Below are 24,850 nucleotides of genomic sequence, written 5' to 3'. Positions count from 1 at the left end.
CCATAATTATTCAACAGCATATCCCGTAGAGTGGGTAAGCGCCGAGCACCCGCCATACCATAATTATTTAACCGCATATTCCCCAGGGCGGGTAAGCGCAGCGCACCCGCCGTTTCCTTATGCGTCACTCAACGCGCTTATCGCTCGTCGCGACGCCCGCCGACGGCAGCCCACCAGCGGCGCACGTGAACGGTCACTTCCTCACGGTCGTGATAAAGTTGACGCGCCTGGATCTGCGCGTTAATACCGTGTTCATCCAGCTGCGCCTGAATCGAGGCGATATTCTGCGACACCTCTTCGTAACGCTTTTTCATCGGCAGCTTGAGGTTGAAAATGGTTTCGCGGCACCAGCCGTTCACCAGCCACTGCGCCATCAGCGCCGCGACTTTGGCCGGTTTTTCCACCATGTCGCACACCATCCAGGTAATGTTGGTGCGGGTCGGGCGATATTTAAAGCCGTCTTCACGCAGCCACGTCACCTGCCCGGTATCCATCAGGCTCTGCGCCATCGGGCCGTTATCCACGGACGCGACCCACATGTTTCGTTTCACCAGCTGATAGGTCCAGCCGCCAGGGCAGGCCCCCAGATCCACTGCGTACATGCCGTTTGCCAGACGCTCATCCCACTCATCCGCCGGGATAAACACATGGAATGCCTCTTCCAGTTTCAGCGTTGAACGGCTTGGCGCGTCCGCCGGGAATTTGAGGCGCGGAATGCCCATATAAAACGGCGAGTTATTATTGGTATAGGAATACCCGGTGTAGCAGCAGCCCGGCGCGATGAAAAAGACATGCACCACCGGGCGCTTCGGCGTTTCGAAATTCGCCAGAATCTTTGCGTCGCGAAGCGCAGCGCGCAGCGGCACGGTGAATTTGCGGCAGAACTTCATCAGCTCTTTGCTTTCGTTAGTATCCGCCACTTCAACGCGCAGCTCGCCGCCCTTCTCCACCACGCCCTGTAACATCCCGACGACCGGCGTCACGCGATCTTCCGGCGGCAGATCCTGCAACAGCTCGCCTGCCACAAACATCTGGCGGGCAAAAATCAGCGAGCTGAATGGCAGCTCACGGGCAAGCTTATCGGCCTCTTCCGGCTGATAACACTCGAAAATCACATAGGCGCTGTTTTCTTTGACGCGGGCGAAACCAAACACGCCCTGCTGCGCGGCTTTGTCGGTTATCTCTGCCGCGCACTCTTTCTCAAAACCCTGACGGCAGTACAAAATGACCTTATTCATGAACCGAACCTTTACGCTTCAGACGCACCGCGCCAATTAACATTAATATCCAACCGGCCAGAAAACTTACGCCGCCGACCGGCGTAACGAAGGCCCATAAATGCAGATGAGAGAGCGCCAGACAATATAAGCTGCCGCTAAAAAGTACCGTGCCGAGCGCCAGGAAAACGCTGCTCCAGTAAAACCAGATGCTGATGCGACGCTGCATCGCGACCGCCAACCCTAAAATCGCGAGCGTATGAAACGCCTGATATTCAAGGCCGGTCTGGATCCAGCCCATCTCCGCAACGCCGAGCGTTTTACGTAAGACGTGCGCGCCGAAGGCACCCAGCGCCACAAAAACAAAGCCACTGATTGAGGCGAAAATCAGCATAAAACGGCTGGTCATGATGTAACCCTACAGTAAAGCGCGATTACATCGCGCGAATCGTCGTTATTGTTCATAGCGAAAACGGAATTTTTCTTGTTCACTCGCCGCCTTCGCCAGTATCCATTGTCGAAAGGCCGCTATTTTACCCAGTTCTGCCTGGCTGTCATGACAAACGAGGTAAAAAGCGTTTTTACTGACCAGGACATCGTTGAACGGGCAGACCAGACGGCCCGCTTCGATCTCCGACTGCGCCATCACATTGTTGGCGAGCGCCACGCCCTGGCCGTGAATGGCCGCCTGCAGTACCATCGCGCTGTGGCTGAAAATGGGCCCCTGCTGGACATTAATATGATTGAGACCAAGCTGGCGCGTATAAGTTTGCCAGTCGCGGCGCGAAGCGTCATGCAAAAGCGTGTGGCGGGCTAGATCCTCGGGCGCTTTTAACGGCTTGTCGCCCGTGAGCAGCAGCGGCGAGCAGACCGGCAGCAGATACTCGGCGTAGAGTTTTTCTACGCGCAGGCCCGGCCAATTGCCTCGCCCATAAAAAATCGCCACGTCTACGTCATCGGCAAGCTTATCTTCCTGCCGGTCCACCGCCTGAATACGCACGTCGATCCCAGGCCAGCTACTGTTAAAGCTGGAGAGCCGCGGCACCAGCCAGTGGATCGCGAAACTCGGCAGCAGGCTTACCGTCAACGCGCCTTTTGCGCTGCGCGCCTGGAGTTTGCGCGTCGCTTCCGTCAGCTGTGAGAAAATCTCTTTGATATCCTGGAAATAACTCTGCCCCTCTTCCGTTAACAGAAGAGAACGGTTGCGTCGGCGGAATAACTTAAGCCCCAGGAAATCTTCCAGTGATTTTATCTGATGGCTGACGGCAGCCTGGGTGACAAACAGCTCTTCGGCGGCTTTGGTGAAGCTTAAATGGCGTGCGGCGGCATCAAAAACACGTAATGCGTTTAACGGCGGTAATCGCTTGGACATGATGATTTGGCTTATGTGTAAATGCGTATTAACAAACGAGAAACAAGTCGTCACCCATTAGTTTTTTTTATCTGAGCCATTATAATTTGTCCGTTGAGGTTACACCAGCAAATACCTATAGTGGCGGCACTTCCTGAGCCGGAACGAAAAGTCTTTAGGAATGAGAGTTCTGGAGGGCTTTTGGCTTACGGTTGTGATGTTGTGTTGTTGTGTTTGCATTTGGTCTGCGATTCAGACCATCGTAGCTAAGCTACTCTTTCACTTCCTGTACATTTACCCTGTCTGTCCATAGTGATTAATGTAGCACCGCACTTTGCGGTGCTTTTTTTTGCCTGCGCGAGTCGATTATTTCTCCAGCGCAACCATCTCTTTCACGTCAGTACGGTTGATCTGCTGCTGATTACCGTTGGCGTCTTTATATTTGATCATACCGGTATCGTCATCGGTTTTCGGTTTCCCGTCGGTCACGATAGAACGGCCATCATTGGTATGCATTACGTAGTTAGGACCGGAACAAGCGCTCAGAGCAAAAGTCATCATGCATGCTGATACTACAGCGGCAAGTTTATTCATGGTTCTTCTCCTTTAGAGTTTAATGCTATGTAAACTTCGTCTGCTAACAGGCTGAAATATTCACCTAACACTATTCAGCATAACCTGCTTTCTGCCGTTTGCCAGAATAAACAGACTTATCCGATGGTTATCAATGACCTTGTTTAACGACGTCAAATGGGCCACGATCGAAGGACTGGAAAGAGGAGTATCATGAAAGCATTCAGTCCCGCCCAATTTCGCGCGCAATTTCCCTCGCTTCGTGACGCGGGCGTCTATCTCGACAGCGCCGCCACGGCGTTAAAGCCACAGCCGGTTATCGACGCCAGCCAGCAGTTCTATTCGCTGAGCGCAGGCAATGTGCATCGCAGCCAGTTTGCCGAGGCGCAGCGCCTTACCGAGCGTTACGAAGCCGCGCGTGACGGCGTCGCCCGCTTGATTAACGCGCCAGACAGCCGCGATATCGTCTGGACGCGAGGCACCACCGAATCCATTAATCTCATTGCCCAGTGCTACGCGCGTCCGCGCCTGAAGCCGGGCGATGAGATTATCGTCAGCGAAGCAGAGCATCACGCCAACCTGGTGCCGTGGCTGATGGTGGCGGAACAGACCGGCGCGAAGGTCGTGAAACTGCCGCTGGGTGCCGACCGTCTGCCGAATCTCTCAGCTCTGCCCACGCTTATTAATGAACGCACATTCCTGCTGGCGCTCGGCCAGATGTCCAACGTCACCGGCGGCTGCCCGGATCTCGCGCTGGCGATTGCCAGTGCCCATGCTGCAGACGCGGTGGTGGTGGTGGATGGCGCGCAGGGCGTGGTTCACTGCCCGCCTGACGTTCAGCATCTGGATATCGATTTTTACGCTTTCTCCGGCCACAAACTTTATGGCCCGACCGGCATTGGCGTGCTGTATGGCAAAACGGACCTGCTGGCGCAGATGTCGCCGTGGCTGGGCGGCGGAAAAATGGTAACCGAAGTGACGTTCGATGGCTTTAAAACCCAGCCGGTGCCGTACCGCTTTGAGGCGGGCACGCCGAATGTCGCGGGCGTTATCGGTCTTAGCGCCGCGCTCGCCTGGCTTGAGGATATCGATCTGGTGAAAGCTGAAAGTTACAGCCGGGGGCTTGCGACGCTTGCCGAGGCGGAACTGGCGAAACGCACGGGCTTTCGCTCGTTTCGCTGTCAGGATTCCAGCCTGCTGGCGTTTGATTTCGCAGGCGTGCACCACAGCGATCTGGTGACACTGCTCGCGGAATCCGGCATCGCGCTGCGCGCCGGCCAGCACTGCGCCCAGCCGCTGCTGGCGGCGCTTGGCGTCAGTGGCACGCTGCGCGCCTCTTTCGCGCCCTATAACACGCAAGGCGACGTCGAGGCGCTGATCGCCGCCATCGACCGCGCGCTGGACATACTGGTGGATTAAATGACGACTGCTTACCTTGCCGGGCACCCGTTCGGCGCTTCCATTACCCCTGACACGCTGCGTGAGACGTTTGGCCCGCTCACCCAGTGGGAAGATAAATATCGCCAGCTGATCCTGCTCGGCAAACAGCTTCCGGCGCTGCCGGAGGAATTAAAACAAGAGGCGCAGGAGATCCCCGGCTGTGAAAACCGGGTCTGGCTCGGCTATGAAAAACGCCCCGACGGCGGCCTGCACTTTTATGGCGACAGCGAGGGGCGCATCGTGCGCGGATTGCTGGCGGTGTTGCTCACCGCCGTGGAAGGCAAAACGCCGCAGGAGCTACAGGAACACTCTCCGCTGGCGTTATTTGACGAGTTAGGGCTGCGCGCCCAGCTCAGCGCGTCTCGCGGCCAGGGCCTGGCGGCGCTGGCGCAGGCGGTACAGAACGCCGCCCGCAACGCCTGATCACACGGCGCTGCGCGCCGCTTTCGCCATCATCTTCTTCAGCGCGTGCGACACCGCCACAAAACCAAACGTGGCGGTCACCATCGTGGCCGCGCCGAAACCTGAAGCGCAGTCCATACGCTTCGGCCCTTCCGCCGTGCTTTTCATCGCGCACACCGAGCCGTCGGCCTGCGGATAGACCAGCGCTTCGGTGGAGAAAACGCAGTCCACGCCAAGTTTCCCTTTGCTGTTTTTCACCACGCCGAAATCGCTCTTCAGCCGCTCGCGCAGTTTCGCGGCCAGCGGGTCCTGAATGGTTTTGGCGAGATCAACCACCTGGATCTGCGTCGGATCGGTCTGCCCGCCCGCGCCGCCGGTGGTGACCAGTGGAATTTTATTACGACGGCAGTACGCAATCAGCGCCGCCTTTGGCCGCACGCTGTCGATAGCGTCGATAACATAGCTAAACCCGGCGTTCATGTATTGCGCCACATTATCGACAGTGACGAAATCATCCACCACGGTGATGCGGCACTCCGGGTTGATCTGGCGAATACGCCCGGCCATCACTTCGGATTTCGCCTGCCCGACCGTATCGCGCAGCGCATGGATCTGACGATTGGTATTGGTGACGCACACGTCATCCATGTCGATAAGCGTAATCGCGCCGATACCGGTGCGTGCCAGCGCTTCCGCCGCCCACGAGCCGACACCGCCGATACCCACCACGCAGACATGCGCGTCGGCAAAGAGCTGCAACGCCGCTTCGCCATATAAACGGGCCGTGCCGCCAAAGCGGCTGCGCCAGGCGTCTGTGATAACTACAGCCATAAAACCTCAGATATAAAAAGGGTGAGAGTTCTCCCTCACCCTTGCTCAGAAATCCGCAGGCCCGGCAGACGTTACGCCGCCGGGCGACAGGTTGCTCAGAATAGCATAATCAGCCGCTGAACACGTTGCCGGCACCCGGCGCGGTTTTCAGCACCCAGACGCGGCCGTAGTGATTATACCAGCCTGCGCGGTGCCCGGCGTCCGGGCCGATGCCCTGATAAATATCGAAATGCTGGCCTTTAATCGCGCCGCCGACATCCAGCGCCACCATCAGCCTGAGCTCATATTGTCCGTTGAACTTGCCGTTATTGTCCAGCAGCGGCACCTCTGCCAGCAGCGTGGTGCCTGCCGGAATAATCGAGCGGTCAGAGGCCACCGACGCGCGGCCAATCAGCGGTACGCCGCTTGCGCCTTTCACCGGCGCGTAATTTTGCGGTTTAAAGAAAACGAAAGACGGGTTTTCTTCCAGCAGCGCGCGTACTTCCTGCTCGCTGTGGGTTTCGCCCCAGTGGCGAATCGCCTGCATCGACATATCTTCACGCTTCACTTCACCGCGATCGATAAGCACTTTACCGATGCTGCGGTACGGATGGCCGTTTTTACCGGCATAGGCGAAGAAATTCAGCGGGCGTCCATCACCGAAATCGATATAGCCGCTGCCCTGCACATCCATAATGAAGTTATCCATCAGCGAGTTGCTGTATGCCAGCACGTAGTTATCGCTGAGCGCGCCAGCGTAAATCTCGGCGCGCGACGGCAGGCGTCCGCGTTTCGGCGGCATACGGTAAATCGGGTACTGGAATTCGCCCTGACGGGTATAGCGCGCCTGCACCACCGGCGTGTAATAGCCAGTGAACTGGACGTTACCGTAATTATCCGCCCCTTCCATCTGCCAGGCGTCGATGCCGAACTGGCGCAGCGAACGGGTATCGCCACCGGCGCGCAGCCACTCCTGTACGGCATTATAGACGCTGCTTTGAGAGCCAAAAAGACGCGGCGAGGCGCTGCGAATAGCCGCGACCTGCTCGGAGAAATCTCCGGCGTTAATGGGCGCGCCAACGGCGTCCGGCTGGTTTACCAGCGAAAACGGCTGCGTAAATTTGCCGTCTTTATATTGCTGACCGCGATCGGTCGGTTTGGAGGAACAGGCGGAAAGCAGCGCGATCATCGCCCCTGCCGCCAGATATTTTGCCCAACGTCCTTTCATGACTCTCTCCGCTATTGCGCTGTCCGCAGGCGAAGATAGCAAACCGGCGCTCGCAAGGAAACGCATAAGCCCTTTCAGACAGGCATCGGGATTAAAGAATCATCAACACGGATAATATTTCGGCAAGCTGACGCCGATTCAGCTTATTGTTTTAAAAAAAGGTTGCAACGAAAGCTCAGCGGAGTATAGTGCGCATCCACGGACGCGGGGTGGAGCAGCCTGGTAGCTCGTCGGGCTCATAACCCGAAGGTCGTCGGTTCAAATCCGGCCCCCGCAACCAATTAACGCGCACAGCGCGACAATGTGAAGCAGTAAGACGGACGCGGGGTGGAGCAGCCTGGTAGCTCGTCGGGCTCATAACCCGAAGGTCGTCGGTTCAAATCCGGCCCCCGCAACCAATAAAATGAACACCCTGACGGGTGTTTTTTTATGCCTGCAATTCAGCATTCCCTTTGTCTGCCTTTTACGGCCAGTCAAAAAGGCGCGTTATCCGCGCCTTGCCAGCGTCCCGCCATCGGCGAAATACGCTTTTATCCCTGCCAGAATCGACTCCGCCACTTCCTGCTGGAATGTCGCGGTGCGAAGCTTACGCTCCTCTTCCTCATTACTGATAAACGCGGTTTCGACCAGAATCGACGGAATATCCGGCGCTTTCAGCACGGCGAAGCCCGCCTGATCCACTTTATTCTTATGCAGTTTATTCACCCGCCCGAGACGCCCTAACACCTCTTTGCCAAATTTCAGGCTGTCGGAAATCGTCAGCGACTGCACCATATCGAACATGGTGTGATCGAGATAAACGTCCCCGCTTTTACTCACGCCGCCCACCAGGTCCGCGGCGTTTTGCGTTTGCGCCAGGTATTTCGCCGCCGTACTGGTCGCGCCTTTAGTTGAGAGCGCAAAAACGGACGAACCGCGCGCGGCGCGGCTGGTAAAGGCGTCAGCGTGAATAGAGACGAACAGGTCGGCGCGCTGCTTCTGGGCCTTCGCCACGCGCACTTTCAGCGGAATAAAAATATCTTCGTTGCGGGTCATGAACGCTTTCATGTTCGCTTCGCGTTCAATCAGCGCGCGCAGGCGGCGGGCGATTTGCAGCACCACATCTTTCTCACGCGTCTTATTTTTGCCAATCGCGCCGGGGTCTTCTCCGCCATGGCCGGGGTCGATCATAATGACTATCGGGCGATCGCGCCCTGCTTTGCCCGGCTGCGGGCCGCTGGTGGCAGGCGGCACCTGTTTATCCAGCTCGCCCTTGTTGTAATCCTCAAGCAGCGCCAGCAGTGGATCCTGCTCGTTAGTGCCGTTAGCCGGGTAGAGATCGATAACCAGACGTTCGCGGAACTCGGCGACCGGTGCCAGCGCAAAGAGATGCGGCGTCACGTTTTTCTTTAACTCAAACACCATGCGCACGGTTTTCGGGTCAAACTGCCCGACGCGCGCGGATTTTATAAACGGATCGTCGACGCGGATCTGGCTGCCCACGCCTTTTAGCACCGCGTTCAGGTTAACGCCTTCGAGATCGACCACGATGCGTTCCGGGTTACTTAGCGCGAACTGGCGATATTTCAGCACACGGTTAGATTCCAGCGTCACGCGGGTATAGGCGGAAGCAGGCCAGACGCGCACCGCAATAACCTGGCCCGACGCAGCCAGGCCTGCCTGGCTGACGCTCAATAACCACATCGCCCCCGCGCCCTGTAACAGCTGGCGGCGACTAAAAAGATGACTGGAACCTGACATGCCACTCCCGAGCACTAATGCGAATAACTCAACTTACGACCAAAATGGCCAAAAACTTTAGCGAATGGTAGCGAAACTGTCATCTATAAAAGGGTAAACAAATGCCTTTGAACGTCTAAGTTCGCGGTAATGACGCGCCGCCGCCATAAAATTGCCACTTGCGCATGGGATAATAAAAGAATAAAAATACACAAATTACGAATAACCATTCACTGAGAGGTTTTGCCGTGGTGAAGGAGCGTCGAACTGAACTGGTCCAGGGATTCCGCCATTCTGTTCCCTATATTAATGCCCATCGGGGCAAAACGTTTGTCATCATGCTTGGCGGCGAGGCCATTGAGCATGAAAACTTTTCCAGTATCGTCAACGATATAGGTCTTCTTCACAGTCTTGGCATCCGCCTGGTGGTGGTCTATGGCGCGCGTCCGCAAATCGACGCTAACCTTGCCGAACACCATCATGAACCGGTTTATCACAAACACACCCGCGTCACCGACGCCAAAACGCTGGAGCTGGTAAAGCAGGCCGCCGGGCTGTTGCAGCTCGATATCACCGCCCGTCTCTCAATGAGCCTCGGCAACACGCCGCTGCAGGGCGCGCATATTAATGTGGTGAGCGGCAACTTTATCATCGCACAGCCGCTCGGCGTGGATGACGGCGTCGATTACTGCCACAGCGGGCGTATTCGCCGCATCGATGAAGACGCTATTCACCGCCAGCTCGACAGCGGCGCGATTGTGCTGCTCGGGCCGGTGGCGGTGTCGGTAACGGGCGAGAGCTTTAACCTGACGTCTGAAGAAGTCGCCACCCAGCTTGCCATCAAGCTTAAGGCTGAGAAGATGATCGGGTTCTGCTCGTCGCAGGGCGTGATGAGCGACGACGGCGACATTATTTCCGAGCTGTTCCCGAACGAGGCGCAGGCGCGGCTCGACACGCTGGAAGCCGCAGGCGACTACCACTCCGGCACCGTGCGCTTTTTGCGTGGCGCGGTTAAAGCCTGCCGCAGCGGCGTGCGTCGCTGCCACCTCATTAGCTATCAGGAAGATGGCGCGTTGCTGCAGGAGCTGTTCTCCCGTGACGGCATTGGCACGCAGATTGTGATGGAAAGCGCCGAGCAGATCCGCCGCGCCACCATTAATGACATCGGCGGCATTCTGGAGCTTATCCGGCCGCTGGAGCAACAGGGCATTCTGGTGCGCCGCTCGCGCGAACAGCTGGAGATGGAAATAGACAAATTCACGATTATCCAGCGCGATAATCTGACCATCGCCTGCGCCGCGCTCTACCCCTTCCCGGAAGAGAAAATCGGTGAAATGGCATGCGTGGCTGTGCATCCGGATTACCGCAGCTCAGCGCGCGGCGAAGTCCTGTTGCAGCGCATCGCCACCCAGGCCAAACAGATGGGATTATCCAAACTGTTTGTGCTAACCACCCGCAGCATTCACTGGTTCCAGGAGCGCGGGTTCGCGCCGGTGGATATCGACCTGCTGCCCGAAAGCAAAAAGCAGATGTACAACTATCAGCGCCGCTCGAAGGTGCTGATGGCGGATTTAACCTGACAGCCCCGCTGCGGCCTGGCCATCACCGGGCCGCGCTTATTGTTCAAAGCAGGCCATCAGGCCGCTGCGCCGTTCCGTTCTGGTCGCGATGGCCATCTCCAGCACCCGCTCATCCGCATACAGCGACAACCGTCGCCGCGCGCGCGTAATCGCCGTATAGACCAGCTCTCGCGTGACCACCGGCGCGAACTGCCCCGGCAGGAGCAGCGCCGCATGATCGAACTCCGAACCCTGTGATTTATGCACCGTCATTGCCCACGCGGTGTCATTATCCGGCAAGCGGCTTGGCACGACGGGTTTCAGCTTGCCGCCGGGCATCGGGAACCAGACGCGCAGGCCATCGCCACGATCCAGCGCCACGCCGATATCGCCGTTAAACAGCCCCAGCGCGCTGTCGTTGCGCGAAATCATCACCGGCCGCCCTTCATACCAGCGCGACAGCGGCGTGCGACGAATCAGCCGCCGCTGCGCCAGCGCATGTTCCACACGCTCGTTAAGCCCGGCGACGCCGAACGGCCCTTCACGCAGCGCGCAGAGCATCTGGAATTCGCTGAAGGCCGCAAGAATGGCCTCCGGCTCGGCACGCTCGCGGACCAGCGTTAAGAACCGCTCGTAGCCTGCCAGCGTCTCGTCAATCATCTGTGCGTAATCGTCGTTACCCGCCAGCGTTTTGCAGGCGATATCGTCAAATCCCCGGCTAAACGTCGCTCTGGCGGCGCGATGATCGCTGCGATTAATAGCAAACGCGAGCTGGCCGATGCCGGAATCGCTGCCAAAACGATAGCTTTTCTGCAGCAGGCACAGGCAGTCGCGCAGCGCGCCTGCCGGATGAGGCTCGCCGCCGTTAATGTGACACCCCGTGATGCGGGCAAGCTCGGTGGCGCGTTCAGTGGTAAAACCGTGGTTCACGTAGTGGCAGATATCACCGAGCACCGCGCCCGCTTCCACGGACGCCAGCTGATCGCGATCGCCTAAAAAAATCACCCGCGCATGGTCCGGCAGCGCCGCGATAAGCCGCGCCATCATCGGCAGGTCTATCATCGAAGCCTCATCCACCACCAGAACATCCAGATGCAGCGGGTTACCTTCGTGGTAGCGCAGACGCTGGCTGCCCGGCTGCGCACCCAGCAGGCGGTGCAGCGTGCTGGCTTCTTCCGGCAGCGCGTTTTTCTGCGCGTCGCTCAGTGGCAAACGACGCAGCGCAGCACCGAGCGATTCCGTCAGGCGCGCCGCGGCTTTACCGGTCGGCGCGGCAAGGCGGATACGCGGCAGTTTCTCTTCCGAGAGCTGCACCATGGCCGCCAGCAGTTTCGCCACCGTGGTGGTTTTCCCGGTGCCCGGCCCGCCGGAAATCACCGAGATGCGCCGGGTGAGCGCGACTGCCGCCGCCACTTTCTGCCAGTCCACTTCATCGCCTGGTGGCCCAAAAAGCGCCTCCAGTACCGCGCTCAGGCGCGCTTCTTCCAGTTCAATACTATGGTTACGCTCGCGAAAGAACGCCGCGACCGCCCTCTCATGACGCCACATACGGTTCAGATACAAACGCTCGCCGATGAGCTTCAGCGGCGTCGGCGCGTCGTCCTCACTCACCGCAGGCGATGCCAGTAACAGCGAGCGCCAGTCGTCCGGATTGCCCGCCGCCTCAAACAGCGTTTGCGCCATTTCATCGTGACGCCCGGCGAAGCAGTGCGTCGCACACAGCCGGGAGAGCGGCAGACAGACGTGGCCTTCACCGGCGTCGCGGCTCACCAGCGCGGCGGCGAGCATCACCGCCGGTTCATCATCGCTTGCCACCATCATCGCGAACTGGGCATCCAGCGGGCGCAGAAGCTTTTGCACTACGGCCTGCTGGATCAGTTGATGCATTTTCATGACGCTTTCTCCTCCGCGCCGGCAAACAGCGCATCCATTGCCGTGACCAGCGCCTGCGCCGGGCGAGTCGTAAAGATGCCCTGGCGCATATCTTCTTTCGTCACGCCGCGCAAAAACAGGTAAATCACGCCACCGAAGTGACGCTCGTAATCATAGTCCGGCAGGCGATGGCGCAAATAGCGGTGCAGCGCCAGCGTGTATAGCTGATATTGCAGATCATATCGGTGCGTCTGCATCGCCTGCGACATCGCTTCCACCGTATACGCTTCCGGGCTGTCCCCAAGCCAGTTCGATTTATAATCCAGCAGGTAATAACGCCCCTGCCAGCGGAAAACCAGATCGATAAAGCCTTTCAGCATACCGCGCACCTGGCGGAAATCGAGCGGCGGACACTGCGCGGAAAGCGGGTCGTGCTCGCGAATCAGCGCGTCAAGCGCCTCAGGTCGCAGCGCGGCGTCAATCGGCACGTAAAACTCCAGCTCCACCTGTTTATCTTTCGCGCCAAGCTGATTCAGCGACACGCCGGTCTCGTTCAGCGGCGCGCTCAACACGTCATCTATCCAGCGGCTCAAGACCGGCTGCCAGGCTTCGTCGAAACCGCCCAGTTGCAACTGCTGCGTTACCCACTCCGGCGATACCGGCTGGGTAAAATCGATCTCCTCAAAGAGGCTGTGCAGGAAAGTGCCTGGCGACGCGCCGCGTGGAAACGTATGCGGAGACATTACCGGTTCATCAGGCACGTCACGCGCGCCCGCACCGTCCAGATCCAGCTTTGGCAGCAGATCCAGCGCGCGCCCTGCACCATGCTGCTGTAAACCTGAATAACTGGTGACGCGCCATTCATCAATAATGCGTCGTTGCAGCTCACGTGCGGCAAGCGTCGGCGGCGCTGACTCCGGCGGCATCCAGGGCGTGTTATCCGGCTCGCCCGGGATCTCCAGCGCCAGATTTTCATCGCACAAGGCTTCAATACAGCGACGCAGGCCGTTCGCATCCAGCGCTTCGCCTTGTTGAATCAGCCTGCCAAGCGCGCTGCGGTGGAGATCGGTTTCGCCTTCTTTCGCGCCACGGCGGCGAAACAGCGGCGCCACGCCCAGGCTGCAATGCCAGACGGAGCGCGTCAACGCCACATAAAGCAGACGTAAATCCTCCGCCAGCCGCTCCATCTCTGCCAGCTCCAGGCTCTCTTCGGCGTTGCTCAGATCGAGCATCGGCGTAAACGTCTCGCGATCGTGGTAAAAGGCCTGTTTCTGTTCGCGGAAATCGGCAATAAAGGGCAGCCAGACCAGCGGATATTCAAGCCCTTTCGATTTATGAATAGTGACGACCTGAACCAGATGTTTATCACTTTCCAGACGCAGCTGCTGGCTGGAGGCGCTCGCGTCCGGCTCGGCGATATGCTGGGCTAACCAGCGCACCAGCGCATATTCACTGTCGGCCTGCGCAGAAGCCTCCTGGAGCAATTCGCTCAGGTGGAGAATATCCGTCAGCCTGCGCTCGCCGCCCGGTGTGGCGAGCAGGTTTTCCGCCACCTGCCGGTGCGTCATCAGCGCGCGCAGCATCGGCATCACGCCGCGCCGCAGCCAGATCTGCCGGTAGCCGTCGAACTCCTCTACCAGCGCATCCCAGGCGTTTTCATTTTCATTGAGCGCCTCAATGGCTGGCGCATCCAGCCCGAGCATGCTTGCCGCCAGCGCGCTGCGAAGCCGCGTTTCCACCTCTGGTGCCAGCACGGCCTGTAGCAACCAGAGCATCTCCAGCGCCTCCTGGGTGGCGAAGACGCTGTCGCGGTTAGAAAGATAAACAGAGGGAATGTTTAACGCATTCAGCGCCTCGCGCACCAGATTCGCTTCGATGCGGTTACGCACCAGCACCGTAATATCTGACGCCTGAACCGGTCTCGCACGCTCTTCGCGCCACAACAGCGCTTCACCCTTCATACCCGCGCTTAACCAGTCGCGGATCTGCTGCGCACAGACGCGCGCCATTGTTTGTTGGTAATCACTTACTCCTGCGCCGTCGCCTTCCATAAGCCAAAGCTTCATGGCGGGCTGAGTCTTCCCGGCAAAAGTAAAACGCAGCGACTGGTTGCGTGCGGCAGGCTTCACCGCCAGAAAAGGGATATCGCGAAACATAAACGCGTTTTCCATCTGGCTGAATATTTTATTGACGCTCTCCACCATGCCTGGTGCCGAACGCCAGTTCGTATCAAGTGTATAGTGAGCGTTTACTTCGCCGCGAGCGCGCATGTAAGTAAAAATATCCGCACCGCGAAACGCATAAATTGCCTGTTTCGGGTCGCCGATAAGCAGCAATGTGGTCTCTTGCTGGCCCAGCCAGATGCGACGGAAAATACGGTACTGCTGCGGGTCGGTATCCTGAAACTCATCGATCATCGCCGCCGGGTAACGGGTGCGAATCGCCGCCGCCAGCGCCTCGCCGCCCGGCTGATTCAGCGCCTCGTCGAGGCGGCTCAGCATGTCGTCAAAGCCCAGCTCGCCGCGGCGGCGCTTCTCCTGAGCAACGGTGTAGCGGATTTCCGCCATCGCTCTGGCAATGAGCAGATCGCGGATGGTGAAAGGCTCGGCCAGCAACGCATCGATTGCATCAAATACCGCATGGCGCGGCGCATCGCCTTTTTTGGTCTTCTCAAGTAGCGTGCTCTGGGCAAATTTCTCAAGCGCGCCCGGCAGTTGCCAGGAAGTGGTCTCTTCCTGCGCCCAGGCGGCCATCTGGTCAAGCCATGCGGGCAAATAACGGCTGCTGTAGCTGCGCTTATCGACGCCCGAATTTTGAATCAGCGCCGCCAGTTCTTCAGCGTTTTCACGCCACAGGGCTTTGACCTCGTCAATACGCGCTATCGCGTTTTCATAGCGCGATTCAATCGTTTCGTCATCCGGCGGTGGCGTTTTGAGCTTCGGCGCTTCGCCATGCAGAAAGCTGTTTACATCGCGCAGCAGCGATTCCGGCCCGTCCCACTGTTCGCAGACCACGCGCGCCAGGGGTTTGGCGAGCGGGTAACAGTGGCGACGCCAGAAATCGGCGCAGGCCTGATAACGCAGCAGCGATTCATCTTCAATTAACTGCTGCTCGAATGGCATCCCCGATTCAAAGGCATTCAGGCTCAGCATGCGCTGGCAGAAGCCGTGAATGGTAAAGATGGCCGCCTCGTCTATCTGCCGTTCCGCCAGCAGCAGCGTGCGGGCCGCCAGTGGTTTATCCGGAATCTCATCCAGCAGCCGCTGGTAGAGTGGATCGTCGGTGCGCTCGCGCAGGCAGGCCACACGCAGTTCGTGAATATTGCTGCGGATACGCCCGCGTAGCTCTTCCGTCGCGGCTTCGGTAAAGGTTACGACTAACAGCTCTTCAACGGTTAACGGGCGCGGGTGAGCCGCCTCGCCGCCCAGGCCTAACAGCAGACGCAGATACAGCGCTGCGATGGTATAGGTTTTCCCGGTGCCAGCAGAGGCTTCTATCAACCGCTCGCCCGTTAAGGGCAGGCGGAGGGGATCAAGGGAGGCTGCGGGCTCATCGGTCATTGCGTATCACTCAGAAGCGGTAAAGATTGTTGCAAGTCGCTGACGCTCTGATACACCGGCCATCCTTCAGGCGCTGCATAACGCGCCTGCGGGCTCTGGCTGCCGGAGACCTGTGAGAGGATGGTCATACCCTGTCGGGCCAGTACGGCCTGATGGAAAAAGTCGGCCAGTTTTTGCGGCGTCAGCTGTCTGATTTCGGCCACAACTTTATCACGAGAATCGAAGTTTAAATTATCCCGATCGAAGTCTTTACTCACCTGCGAGGCTTCTTCGCCAAGCGTCTGTGGTGCCTGCTGCATGTCGTTAATGATACTTTGCTGTATATGCGCAAAATCCTGCGCGTTCAGCGTGCGAAGCCGCGACTCCACTTGCGGGAAGAAAGCCTGATAGCGCTTCCAGAGATAATCGGGCTGCTTTTCGCTGCTTTGCAGCAAGAAACCGATCCCCCACTGGCGGCCAACAGGCATCGGGAAGGCGAAGACGGCATAACCTAATTGCTCCTGCGTACGCAGCTGGTTGTAGAACCAGGGCGAAATAATCTGCCCAAGCATGGCGCTGCAGGCAGAGCTGGTCGATTCGTTATACCCGACAGGCACAAACAACGCGGCCAGGGCGGAATCCGTGCTGCTGCCCGCTTTGTTAAAGATAGCCTGCTGCGCTTTATCTACGCTGACGTCCCGGGTGCGCGTCCAGCTTTTCCCTTTCAGGCCCAACTGACGAACGGCCTCCTGTGTGAAATTTTTCACCTGCTCAGGGGCGAGGTTGCCGACCACAAGGAATTCCGCGCGGGCATGGGTTTTCAGGCTCTCGCGATAAGCGAGGATGTCCTTTAGTGTGATTTCCGGCAACAGCGCGCGGCGCGCTTCACGCTGGAAATACGGCACCTGAGAGACCATCTGTACCGGCATAATAGCCTGATCGTAGGCTTTGCCCTGCTCCGCCGATGCCAGCATCTGCTTATACCAGGATTTCGCCTGCGCCAGCTGATCCTCGGTAGGCTCGTAGCTGAAATAGCCGTCCAGCAACGTCAGGAACAGCTTACGTAAGTGCTGGGTGTAGCCATTCGCGCTAATCATCAGCCCGCTGTTGGCGCTGCTGGAGAAACTGATGCCGCCTACGGAGGCCTGGTTGCTCAGCTGATCAAGGGCAATCCCGGCCAGATAATCATTCAGCGCGAACAACACCTGGTTTTTCGCGCTGTTCATCGCCTGCTCATTGCGCAGCACCAGGGTGATATCCGCTCTCGGCTCGCTGGCGAAATAGCGGCTTGGCATATAGAGCACGCGTAGCTCCGGCTCCTGAACCAGCAGCTTAGGATGCGCATACGGCTTCTGCGGTTTAATCAGGCTGAAATCGCTCGGGATATAAGGGTTTGGCTCCGGCAGGGTAAGCGCAATCTGCTGCCCCAGCGTTTGCCACTGTTTTAGCGTTGCAGCCGGGATTTTCTCAACCTGATAAGGCGCGCCGACAAAATAGGCCGTTTTGTTGTGCGGTTCTTCAGGGCTGATATACCAGATTCGCGCGTTTTCCGGCGTCATCATCGCAAGGCGCGCGTTCACCGCCCCGGGATCAAACTGATCCGCAATATTCACCACATCCAGCGTATGCTCAACGGGCACGCGCAGCATACTGTCAGCCAGCCACTCAACATAGTTCATATCCCGGGTGATAGAGGGATAGCGGAAATCGAGATCCAGCACATGAGAGAGCTCGGTGAAATAGCGTTTATCAATGCCTTTATCGCGCAGCGTCTGAAGATAGCGGAAAATAGCTGCCACAACGCGGTCGCGCTGTGCGAGCCCTTTGTCTGTGAGCGAGACGGAAATGACCATCACGCCGCTGTTTCCGGCGACAACCGGATCGGAGTCCGCTCTGACGCTTTCGGCAAGCCCCTCTTTTTGCAGCCAGTCAGATAATGTGCCAGGACTGCGGCTGCCTATCATGTAGCCGATGAGTTCATCGGTTTTACTGCGGAATTTGTCGCTGTTGTTATCGATGCGAAATTCAACGCGCAACGCCTTAAGCGGCTGCACAGGGACATAGTGAATAAAAATGCCTTGCTGTGCGGGTGTTACGACAGGGGTAGTGATTTCAGGCGCCGTCAGGTTTTTATTCGGCACGCGTCCCCAGGTTTGCGCGGCCATGCGGGCAAGCTCCGGCAACGGGCGGTTACTGTAGACCACGGCTTTCATGAGGTTCGCGGAGTAGTATTTATCCCGAAAGCCCACCAGTGCCTGATGGAGCGGACTGCCAGGCTTATCACGCAGCGTCTCCAGGTTGCCGCCGGAAAAACGCGAGCCCGGATGCGCCGGGTTTAACGTTTCGGCGCTGATTTGCGCCATACGCATCCCGTCGCGCGCACGCGCCATGGTTAATTCCGCATTTACCGCGTTGCGTTCACGATCGGCATAAGTTTTATCGAGATTCGGTGCAGCGATCGCGTCCGCAAGCCTGTCCATCGCGCCATCGAGAGCGTCATTTTCTACTTCCAGATACCAGGCGGTGCGGTAAGGTGCCGTGCTGGCGTTATGGCTTCCGCCGTGCAGCTTCAGGTATTCCGCCAGACTGTCAGGCTCAGGGTATTTTTTGGAGCCCATGAGCGTCATGTGCTCAAGATAATGCGCAAGCCCCAGATGATCGTCAGGGTCTTCCAGCGAACCTACCGGCAGCACCAGCGCGGAGAGCGATTTTACGGCCTGCGGATCGCAGACCAGTAAAACCACCATTCCGTTATCGAGCCGGATAGCCTGGTATTGACGGTTATCACGATCGCTTTTACGGATCGTTTCTTTCAGTGGTTGCCAGCCTGTATCGGCCTGAGACAAGGGAGCCCAGAAGGCCATGCATAACAACAGCGCTTTGTACCAGTTACGACATCCAGGCATCAATAAACCTCTCATTTACTGCTTCTGCTATTCATCATTAACATGCGGCGCATACGGCTACGTCCTTCTTATGAGGGCGTCAACGTCGCCGTCTGCGCTTAATGGTCAGGGTTGGTGATGGCGGAACAGCGGCAGCAGATAACGCTGCGCCTCGCGGATGATGGCCTCGTAATACTCCGGCTCCAGGTTACGCCACAGACGCTGATACCAGATATCCATCCCCTCGCCTTCTACCATCTGGTTACCCGTCCAGGCCTGAATCAGCTTATTACGTGCTTTCAACTGGGTTTCTTCATCCCACAAAATGGCATCGTTCTTCACGTCATAACAGGCTTTTAGCCACTCACCACCACTCTGCGGCAACAAAATCAGCGGTTCGCGCATTCCCTGCTGATACCCCTCGGTAAGCTCGCGCAAATAGTGTTCCGCTTGCTCACGCGGTACGGGCGGAAAGCGCCAGCAGCTATCTTTACGGCCATAAAGGCGGCTGGTTCCTTCACCGCCACAGGCACAGTAGACCAGATGCTCAAGCCAAAGTTGCATTCCATGTTCAACACGCAGTATGGAAGGCCGCCACCGTAACAGCCCGTCCTGCTGCACATGCTGCAACCAGCCCGTCATTTCGACATTACCAAGCTCAAGCGCAATCTCCTGGCTTTCGCCGCCATCGCGCTCAGCCAGCACTCGCTCGGCCAGAGCCTGCATTTCCTGTAGCTGGCTTTCCCAGAACAGCTCGCCGAACGCGCCGTAGGGGAGCTCTCCTGCCGCACGGTATCGACGATAGAGGGCTTCAGGATCTTGTTGCTCCACCAGCGTATTCAGTAGCTGCTGATTCATGTGGTAGCGGCCGAGGCTATCCAGCGTAAAAGGCTCGGCATCCGGCAGTTCGCTCTCTTCCGTGCGGAAGTTAACTTTCAGCCGCAACTGGAAAAAGGCCCGCACCGGGTGGCGCCAGAAGCGCTGGAACTGTTCAAATGGCAGTTCCTCAAGCGTGACTGGTGTCAGCGGTTTGATAAATTCCGGATGCGCCTCACCCTGCTCGCTGGCGGCGGGCAGCCATTCGCGGGCGTAGCTCTGAGTCTCTCTGGCAGGCTGAAAGTTTTCCGCATCAAAAGGGGTACGGGGATAAAGCCGCATCAGATGGGCTTTTACCTTTTTGGCGCTTTCATCACAGTTCAACGCCTCGTCGCCCGGCAGATAATGGCTCTGGGCAAGATAATCCACCAGCTCCTGCACCAGCACTGATGGATACTTTTCGCTGTTATCCTGTACCGAACGGCCAATGTAGCTGATGTAAAGTTGCTGCTGAGCGGAAATCAGCGCCTCCAGGAAGAGGTAACGATCGTCGTCGCGACGGCTGCGATCCCCGCGCTGCGGCTTCTGGCTCATCAGATCAAAACCCAGTGGCGCGAGTGTTCTTGGATAAACGCCATCGTTCATGCCCAGCAAACATACGACCTTAAAAGGAATCGAGCGCATCGGCATCAACGTACAGAAGTTTACCGGCCCGGCGAGAAAACGCTGACTGATGCGCTCCTGGTCGAGCATTTTCGCCAGCTCATCACGCAGCAACGTGAGTGGCACTTCATCTTCATAATGTGCGCTAATGCCTTGCTCGATAATCGCCTGCCACTGCTGTTCGATGAGCGCCAGCGCGGCTTCGGTCTCAGCATCAGGGGCAAAGAAGCTATCGAGCATTTCCCGACAGACCGGCAGCCATTCCGCCAGCGGCCGCGCCTGCGAAAGGCCTTTGCGCCACAGGTTAAGCTGCATTAAGAGTTCAGCAAGATGGCCGACCAGTTCAGCAATTAACCCGCTGGATTCATCATACGGCAACACCGACTGCCATTCGCCAAGATGGCTTTCCATGGCGTAGCCCAGCAGCATACGGGTAAGACCAAACTGCCAGGTGTGCTGACCGGTCGCTGGCAGCGCCAGTTCACGCACGTTGTCATCATCAATGCCCCAGCGTACGCCGGACTCATTCACCCACTGTCGCAGGAAGCGCAGCCCCTCTTCGCTGATATTGAAACGGGCGGCAAGCGACGGGACTTCCAGCAGTGCCAGGACATCTTCAGAGACAAAACGGCTGTCCGGCAGCGAGAGTAACGTAATGAATGCCTGAAGCGCAGGGTGAGCCTGACGCGCGCGCCGGTCAGAGATGGCGAACGGCAGGTATCGCTCCTGGCTCGCGCTGCCAAAGACAGCCTGAATAAACGGACTGTAGCTGTCGATATCCGCCACCATCACGATGATATCGCGCGGCGTCAGCTGTGGATCGGCCTCCAGCATTTGCAGAAGCTGGTCATGGAGAATTTCCACTTCGCGCTGGGGGCTATGACAGACATGCACACTGATACTGCGATCGTCAGGATCCAGCAGGCGTTTTCCATCGCTGCGCTCAAACTCCTCTAGCGTCACGCCCGCCTGCGCCTGATTACGTAGTTCCAGCAGATCGAACTGCAGACTGTGCAACAGGTTATCGGGTTCGAGATCGACAAATACATCCATCTCCTCAAAACGCTCAAGGCCTGAAAGCAGGTACGTGTAGTCACGGCCTAATTTGCCCCAGGAAGCAAGCAGCGGGTTTCCCACTTCCTGCTCGCCTTCTTCATTGAACAGAGCGGGGGCCGTTTCGCTGTCTTTAAAAAGCGGTGCCGTTCCCTCTTTCGCATGCAGTTTACGCTTGCGGCTTAACAGACGCGCGAGGAAAGCCGGGTCTTGTATGTCGCCCCAGTAATAACGGCACGGGTTAGTAAAAAGAAGATGCACATCAATGTGTTTACCCAGCGCCTGTAAAGCCTGTAGATAGACAGGGGGCAGTGCCGAGATGCCACAAATAAACACGCGGGCGGGCAGCCCTTCCGGGCGGCTTTCCGCCGTCTCAAGCGTACGAATAAAACGCTGATAAAGGTTAGCGCGGTGCCACTGCGGCTGCCCGAGCGCTGCGGTGTGTTCAACCAGCGCCCTCCAGAGCGGCGCCTGCCAGCGCTGTGGCTCGCCAAGACCATCGACAACATCTCCTGCCTCCCAGCGGGTCAACCATTCGGGGCGATACACCAGATACTGATCGTAGAGATCCGCCACGCGTGAGGCGAGCTGGAACAGTTTGCGTTTATCTTCGTCATCGTGCAGGTAGTGCCGCAGCATGTCGAAGTCAGGCAAAGTGAGCATACCTGGCAAAAGCTTCATGAGTTTCCAGCTCATGTTCTGTTTGGTAAAGGCGCTCTCCTGTGGAATATCGCGCAGCACGCGCACGAACATGTCCCAGATGAAGCTTGCCGGAAGTGGAAACTCGATATTCGCGGCGATGCCAAATTTCTGTGCCAGGCTCATCTGCAACCACTGCGCCATACCGGTGCTTTGCACCAGGACGATCTCAGGCTCGAAGGGATCGGGAAGCGGCTGTTGTTCAACAATGAACTCCATAATCGCTTCCAGCACATCAAGCCGGTTGGAGTGATAAACCCGTAACATAGTGACTCCTGACTACTGCTTTTCAGAGGGGCAATGTAAACGTCTTAACTGCCCTTGCCTGCCCCCAGGGCTCGACACAATAACCGAAATGCTGACACATCCCGCTACGGAAGTCTCCACCCGCGTCGCTTTCCAGCCTTCAGGCAAAGGTGGCGGGTTGATTTCTGCCTGCTGACTCGCAAAACGCCAGAGCTCCCGATAGTGCCACTGATTAAGAAACCCTTGCGCCAGTACCTGGTAATACCCCGTTAACGCCCCGATGATGACGATGAACAAAACCAGAGACACCAACACTTCGGGCAAGCTAAACCCGGCCTGACGCTGGCGAGCTAAGGTAACTGGCATTGCTTCGCCTCCGTGAGCGGACAGAAGTCGCTCCAGCCATGCGGCATAAAACGCAGGCGATCACCGTCAGGCTGCGCCCAGCGCCAGAGCGTGAGGGGCACGGCATTCTCATCCGCGCCCTCTGCTGCGACCAGCAGATATGTTTGCATCTGCCTGACGCAAGCCCGTCCTTTGACTTCAGGCAACGTCTGGCATTGCCACTGTGGTGTAAACACCCAGCGTTGGCTTTGCGACAATGCCAGCGCTGAAAGCGCCGCGTTAAACGCTTTAATCGCCGCACTTTCGTTTGCCGCGCGGCCAAAACGGCTGTCCAGTTGCTGCTGAAGCCCACCTAACATCAGACTGCCCAGCAGCAACAAAGCCAGAACCATAGCAATGGTCGACATGCCCTTCTCTCTGGCGCTCATAAGTTAAACCCACTGACGCTATGCTCCACAGCCACCGGATCGCCGTGGTAGCGGAGCATTGTTGCGCGCAACGCCACGGTAAATAGCGGAGAGAAGCCGGGCCGCCGTTTTTCTTGCACCTGAAATTTGTCGATGCGCACCATGGCGGGATTCGTCATTTTCTCCCACCCTTTCCCCTCGCAGGATGTAGCGCCCCTTAGTGTCTCAAGGCTACCGTCGCGCAGGCGATACCCCGTTTGCTCAGCTTCGGATGAAGGCGCGCTCTCGAAATGGCCATTGCTGTTCGCATCCCACTGCACCAGCAAACAGCTGCCGTCGCTATTGAGTTGCAGTGCGCGGCTATCACAACCGCCATAGCAGTAACCGGCTCGCTGTATCTGTTTGCCCACCGTAAATGCCAGCTGCCAGAGCTCTTCTTGCAAGAGCGTTTGTTGCGCCTGACGCAGTATGCCGAGCTGCAACGCGGGAAGCAGCCTTGCGGCTCCGGTTAACAATACGCTGCTTATGCCAAGCGCAATCAGCACCTCAAGCAGAGAGAATCCTTTCTCCTTTACACGCATGATGTCTCTTCTCCTGGCTCGCATAGCCGGATCCGCCCCCAGACCGAAATAATGATGCGCCACTCCCCAACGGGGCTACGTAAAATGATGTGTCCTGGCCAGGCTGTATTGCGTAATCCAAAGAAGGCCAGCCCGGGCGTCATTTCAGCGATCTCTACTTCCGGCCACGGTGGTGAAAACTGATCCTTTGCTCCTTTACGACACGTCTGCTCGCTGCTCGTCTGTGTGCCCATGCACCATCCCTGCGAACCACGATTTACCCAGAGTTTGTAGTCAACATTACTCCAGTTCGCCTCCTCCCTGAGTGCCTCAAGAAAATCACGCGTTTGCTGCGCGGTCTGCCATAAACGTTGCTGGTTTTGCCAGCGCTGCCAGCCATACACGCCCGCCGCGCTCATGCTGATAATAATCACCAGCACCACCATCACTTCAATCAGGCTATAGCCCTGCTGTTTTCGGTTCATGGCGCAAGTGTGCCACTGCCAGTAAACGTGACCAGCGGTAATCCGCGAAACCGGAAGACATCTCGAAAGAAATCGGCTCGTTTGCATGTGCTTGCATAAGCGCTGGAAAATGTGCCGAAGAATGAATAACAGGAATAAAAAAACCGACGCGGAAGTGCGTCGGTTATGGCAGGGTAAGCATTAAATCGCGACGGGCGCTTTGATGGCCGGGTGAGGATCGTAGCCTTCGATTTCGAAATCTTCGAACCGGTAATCAAAGAGCGATTCCGGCTTACGCTTGATAACCAGCTTCGGCAGCGGACGAGGCTCGCGTGTGAGCTGCAAACGCGCCTGCTCCAGGTGATTGCTGTAGAGGTGCGTATCGCCGCCCGTCCAGACGAAATCGCCGGGCTCAAGGTTACACTGCTGCGCCATCATATGCACCAGCAGCGCGTAGCTGGCGATGTTAAATGGCAGGCCAAGGAACACATCGCAGGAGCGCTGGTAGAGCTGACAAGAGAGCTTGCCGTTCGCTACGTAGAACTGGAAAAACGCGTGGCAAGGCGCCAGCGCCATTTTATCCAGCTCACCGACGTTCCAGGCAGAAACAATGATACGGCGCGAGTCTGGATCGTTTTTCAGCTGGTTCAGGACGGTTTCCAGCTGGTCGATATGGCGGCCATCGGATGTCGCCCATGAGCGCCACTGTTTGCCGTATACCGGGCCCAGATCGCCGTTTTCATCTGCCCACTCGTCCCAGATGGTGACGTTATTTTCATGTAAATAAGCGACATTAGTGTCGCCTTTCAGAAACCAGAGCAGCTCATGGATGATGGAGCGCAAATGACAACGTTTAGTCGTAACCAGCGGAAAACCTTCCTGCAGGTTAAAACGCATCTGGTGGCCAAAAATCGAAAGCGTCCCGGTGCCGGTACGATCATCTTTTTGTGCTCCCTCATGGAGCACTTTGTTCATCAGTTCAAGATACTGTTTCATGGCGTC

19 protein-coding genes and 2 tRNA genes are annotated in these 24,850 nt (G+C 57.5%); 5 read left to right on the top strand and 16 right to left on the bottom strand.

Annotated features, from left to right (window positions below; all coding sequences use genetic code 11):
• Positions 1–137: 137 nt before the first annotated feature.
• From rlmM to G9X48_RS15555, 4 genes are all read right to left on the bottom strand, one after another.
• Positions 138–1,238, bottom strand: coding sequence for a 23S rRNA (cytidine(2498)-2'-O)-methyltransferase RlmM (gene rlmM, locus G9X48_RS15570; RefSeq protein WP_054625605.1), 1,101 nt, complete (start codon positions 1,236–1,238; stop codon positions 138–140).
• Positions 1,231–1,626 carry a DUF423 domain-containing protein gene (locus G9X48_RS15565; RefSeq protein WP_007701398.1) on the bottom strand — a complete coding sequence of 132 codons (396 nt, stop codon included), beginning with the start codon at positions 1,624–1,626 and terminating at the stop codon, positions 1,231–1,233. Before G9X48_RS15565 ends, rlmM begins: the two co-directional genes overlap by 8 nt.
• Positions 1,627–1,671: 45 nt before the next feature.
• The gene (gcvA, locus tag G9X48_RS15560) at positions 1,672–2,589 is read right to left on the bottom strand and encodes a glycine cleavage system transcriptional regulator GcvA (RefSeq protein ID WP_004385390.1); all 918 of its coding nucleotides are present in this window, start codon (positions 2,587–2,589) and stop codon (positions 1,672–1,674) included.
• Between the two features lie 345 nt (positions 2,590–2,934).
• Entirely contained in the window at positions 2,935–3,162 is a 228-nt protein-coding gene (locus G9X48_RS15555) for a YgdI/YgdR family lipoprotein (protein WP_004385389.1), read from the bottom strand.
• A 192-nt stretch (positions 3,163–3,354) separates the two neighbouring features.
• Between G9X48_RS15555 and csdA the strand changes: the two genes are divergently transcribed.
• Together csdA and csdE are read left to right on the top strand one after the other, a co-directional pair.
• Positions 3,355–4,560 (top strand): cysteine desulfurase CsdA, encoded by a 1,206-nt coding sequence (gene csdA / locus G9X48_RS15550; RefSeq protein WP_097641937.1) that lies wholly within the window; start codon positions 3,355–3,357, stop codon positions 4,558–4,560.
• Entirely contained in the window at positions 4,561–5,004 is a 444-nt protein-coding gene (csdE, locus tag G9X48_RS15545; RefSeq protein ID WP_012123901.1) for a cysteine desulfurase sulfur acceptor subunit CsdE, read from the top strand.
• Here csdE and tcdA read toward each other — a convergent pair whose 3' ends face one another.
• The gene (gene tcdA, locus G9X48_RS15540) at positions 5,005–5,814 is read right to left on the bottom strand and encodes a tRNA cyclic N6-threonylcarbamoyladenosine(37) synthase TcdA (protein ID WP_097641936.1); all 810 of its coding nucleotides are present in this window, start codon (positions 5,812–5,814) and stop codon (positions 5,005–5,007) included.
• A 109-nt stretch (positions 5,815–5,923) separates the two neighbouring features.
• Positions 5,924–7,021, bottom strand: coding sequence for a murein transglycosylase A (gene mltA, locus G9X48_RS15535; RefSeq protein ID WP_004385385.1), 1,098 nt, complete (start codon positions 7,019–7,021; stop codon positions 5,924–5,926).
• A 203-nt stretch (positions 7,022–7,224) separates the two neighbouring features.
• On the opposite strand from mltA, the gene G9X48_RS15530 reads away from it, so the two are divergent.
• Together G9X48_RS15530 and G9X48_RS15525 are read left to right on the top strand one after the other, a co-directional pair.
• Positions 7,225–7,301 (top strand) — tRNA-Met (locus G9X48_RS15530).
• Between the two features lie 41 nt (positions 7,302–7,342).
• Positions 7,343–7,419: transfer RNA gene (locus G9X48_RS15525), tRNA-Met, on the top strand.
• An 88-nt stretch (positions 7,420–7,507) separates the two neighbouring features.
• Here G9X48_RS15525 and amiC read toward each other — a convergent pair.
• Positions 7,508–8,761 carry an N-acetylmuramoyl-L-alanine amidase AmiC gene (gene amiC, locus G9X48_RS15520; protein WP_012123899.1) on the bottom strand — a complete coding sequence of 418 codons (1,254 nt, stop codon included), beginning with the start codon at positions 8,759–8,761 and terminating at the stop codon, positions 7,508–7,510.
• Positions 8,762–8,988: 227 nt separating this feature from the next.
• On the opposite strand from amiC, the gene argA reads away from it, so the two are divergent.
• Positions 8,989–10,320, top strand: coding sequence for an amino-acid N-acetyltransferase (argA, locus tag G9X48_RS15515; protein ID WP_007701355.1), 1,332 nt, complete (start codon positions 8,989–8,991; stop codon positions 10,318–10,320).
• Positions 10,321–10,356: 36 nt separating this feature from the next.
• Here the strand turns inward: argA and recD are convergent, their stop codons facing one another.
• From recD to thyA, 9 genes are all read right to left on the bottom strand, one after another.
• Complete coding sequence (gene recD / locus G9X48_RS15510) at positions 10,357–12,192, bottom strand: exodeoxyribonuclease V subunit alpha (protein WP_097641581.1); 1,836 nt, start codon at positions 12,190–12,192, stop codon at positions 10,357–10,359.
• Positions 12,189–15,731: an exodeoxyribonuclease V subunit beta gene (gene recB / locus G9X48_RS15505; RefSeq protein ID WP_097641580.1), complete on the bottom strand. Its 3,543-nt coding sequence runs from the start codon at positions 15,729–15,731 to the stop codon at positions 12,189–12,191. Before recB ends, recD begins: the two co-directional genes overlap by 4 nt.
• Complete coding sequence (gene ptrA / locus G9X48_RS15500; protein WP_097641579.1) at positions 15,728–18,616, bottom strand: pitrilysin; 2,889 nt, start codon at positions 18,614–18,616, stop codon at positions 15,728–15,730. Before ptrA ends, recB begins: the two co-directional genes overlap by 4 nt.
• A gap of 105 nt (positions 18,617–18,721) precedes the next feature.
• Positions 18,722–22,093, bottom strand: coding sequence for an exodeoxyribonuclease V subunit gamma (gene recC / locus G9X48_RS15495; protein ID WP_014728138.1), 3,372 nt, complete (start codon positions 22,091–22,093; stop codon positions 18,722–18,724).
• A gap of 12 nt (positions 22,094–22,105) precedes the next feature.
• Positions 22,106–22,438 carry a prepilin-type N-terminal cleavage/methylation domain-containing protein gene (locus G9X48_RS15490; RefSeq protein ID WP_097641577.1) on the bottom strand — a complete coding sequence of 111 codons (333 nt, stop codon included), beginning with the start codon at positions 22,436–22,438 and terminating at the stop codon, positions 22,106–22,108.
• Positions 22,423–22,824: a DUF2509 family protein gene (locus tag G9X48_RS15485; RefSeq protein ID WP_007894440.1), complete on the bottom strand. Its 402-nt coding sequence runs from the start codon at positions 22,822–22,824 to the stop codon at positions 22,423–22,425. The genes G9X48_RS15490 and G9X48_RS15485 overlap by 16 nt, the downstream gene beginning before the upstream one ends.
• A gap of 17 nt (positions 22,825–22,841) precedes the next feature.
• A complete protein-coding gene (locus tag G9X48_RS15480) occupies positions 22,842–23,405 on the bottom strand; it encodes a prepilin peptidase-dependent protein (protein ID WP_097641576.1) in 564 nt (187 codons plus the stop codon).
• Complete coding sequence (locus tag G9X48_RS15475) at positions 23,396–23,869, bottom strand: prepilin peptidase-dependent protein (RefSeq protein ID WP_097641575.1); 474 nt, start codon at positions 23,867–23,869, stop codon at positions 23,396–23,398. Before G9X48_RS15475 ends, G9X48_RS15480 begins: the two co-directional genes overlap by 10 nt.
• 180 nt (positions 23,870–24,049) lie before the next feature.
• On the bottom strand, positions 24,050–24,844 hold the full coding sequence (thyA, locus tag G9X48_RS15470; RefSeq protein WP_097641574.1) for a thymidylate synthase: 795 nt from the start codon (positions 24,842–24,844) through the stop codon (positions 24,050–24,052).
• Positions 24,845–24,850: the final 6 nt, after the last annotated feature.

Origin of the sequence: Cronobacter sp. HA18006 (assembly GCF_011605445.1) — a bacterium.
GTDB classification, from domain to species: Bacteria; Pseudomonadota; Gammaproteobacteria; order Enterobacterales; family Enterobacteriaceae; genus Cronobacter; species Cronobacter sakazakii.
The sequence above is the reverse complement of the archived record's forward strand: the minus strand, read 5'-3'. Positions and strand labels throughout refer to the sequence as shown.

Excerpts from the sequence above, each read along its gene's own strand:
- rlmM (WP_054625605.1), bottom strand. The coding sequence starts at position 1,238 with ATGAATAAGGTCATTTTGTACTGCCGTCAGGGTTTTGAGAAAGAGTGC.
- G9X48_RS15565 (WP_007701398.1), bottom strand. The coding sequence starts at position 1,626 with ATGACCAGCCGTTTTATGCTGATTTTCGCCTCAATCAGTGGCTTTGTT.
- gcvA (WP_004385390.1), bottom strand. The coding sequence starts at position 2,589 with ATGTCCAAGCGATTACCGCCGTTAAACGCATTACGTGTTTTTGATGCC.
- G9X48_RS15555 (WP_004385389.1), bottom strand. The coding sequence starts at position 3,162 with ATGAATAAACTTGCCGCTGTAGTATCAGCATGCATGATGACTTTTGCT.
- csdA (WP_097641937.1), top strand. The coding sequence starts at position 3,355 with ATGAAAGCATTCAGTCCCGCCCAATTTCGCGCGCAATTTCCCTCGCTT.
- csdE (WP_012123901.1), top strand. The coding sequence starts at position 4,561 with ATGACGACTGCTTACCTTGCCGGGCACCCGTTCGGCGCTTCCATTACC.
- tcdA (WP_097641936.1), bottom strand. The coding sequence starts at position 5,814 with ATGGCTGTAGTTATCACAGACGCCTGGCGCAGCCGCTTTGGCGGCACG.
- mltA (WP_004385385.1), bottom strand. The coding sequence starts at position 7,021 with ATGAAAGGACGTTGGGCAAAATATCTGGCGGCAGGGGCGATGATCGCG.
- amiC (WP_012123899.1), bottom strand. The coding sequence starts at position 8,761 with ATGTCAGGTTCCAGTCATCTTTTTAGTCGCCGCCAGCTGTTACAGGGC.
- recD (WP_097641581.1), bottom strand. The coding sequence starts at position 12,192 with ATGAAAATGCATCAACTGATCCAGCAGGCCGTAGTGCAAAAGCTTCTG.
- recB (WP_097641580.1), bottom strand. The coding sequence starts at position 15,731 with ATGACCGATGAGCCCGCAGCCTCCCTTGATCCCCTCCGCCTGCCCTTA.
- ptrA (WP_097641579.1), bottom strand. The coding sequence starts at position 18,616 with ATGCCTGGATGTCGTAACTGGTACAAAGCGCTGTTGTTATGCATGGCC.
- recC (WP_014728138.1), bottom strand. The coding sequence starts at position 22,093 with ATGTTACGGGTTTATCACTCCAACCGGCTTGATGTGCTGGAAGCGATT.
- G9X48_RS15490 (WP_097641577.1), bottom strand. The coding sequence starts at position 22,438 with ATGCCAGTTACCTTAGCTCGCCAGCGTCAGGCCGGGTTTAGCTTGCCC.
- G9X48_RS15485 (WP_007894440.1), bottom strand. The coding sequence starts at position 22,824 with ATGTCGACCATTGCTATGGTTCTGGCTTTGTTGCTGCTGGGCAGTCTG.
- G9X48_RS15480 (WP_097641576.1), bottom strand. The coding sequence starts at position 23,405 with ATGCGTGTAAAGGAGAAAGGATTCTCTCTGCTTGAGGTGCTGATTGCG.
- G9X48_RS15475 (WP_097641575.1), bottom strand. The coding sequence starts at position 23,869 with ATGAACCGAAAACAGCAGGGCTATAGCCTGATTGAAGTGATGGTGGTG.
- thyA (WP_097641574.1), bottom strand. The coding sequence starts at position 24,844 with ATGAAACAGTATCTTGAACTGATGAACAAAGTGCTCCATGAGGGAGCA.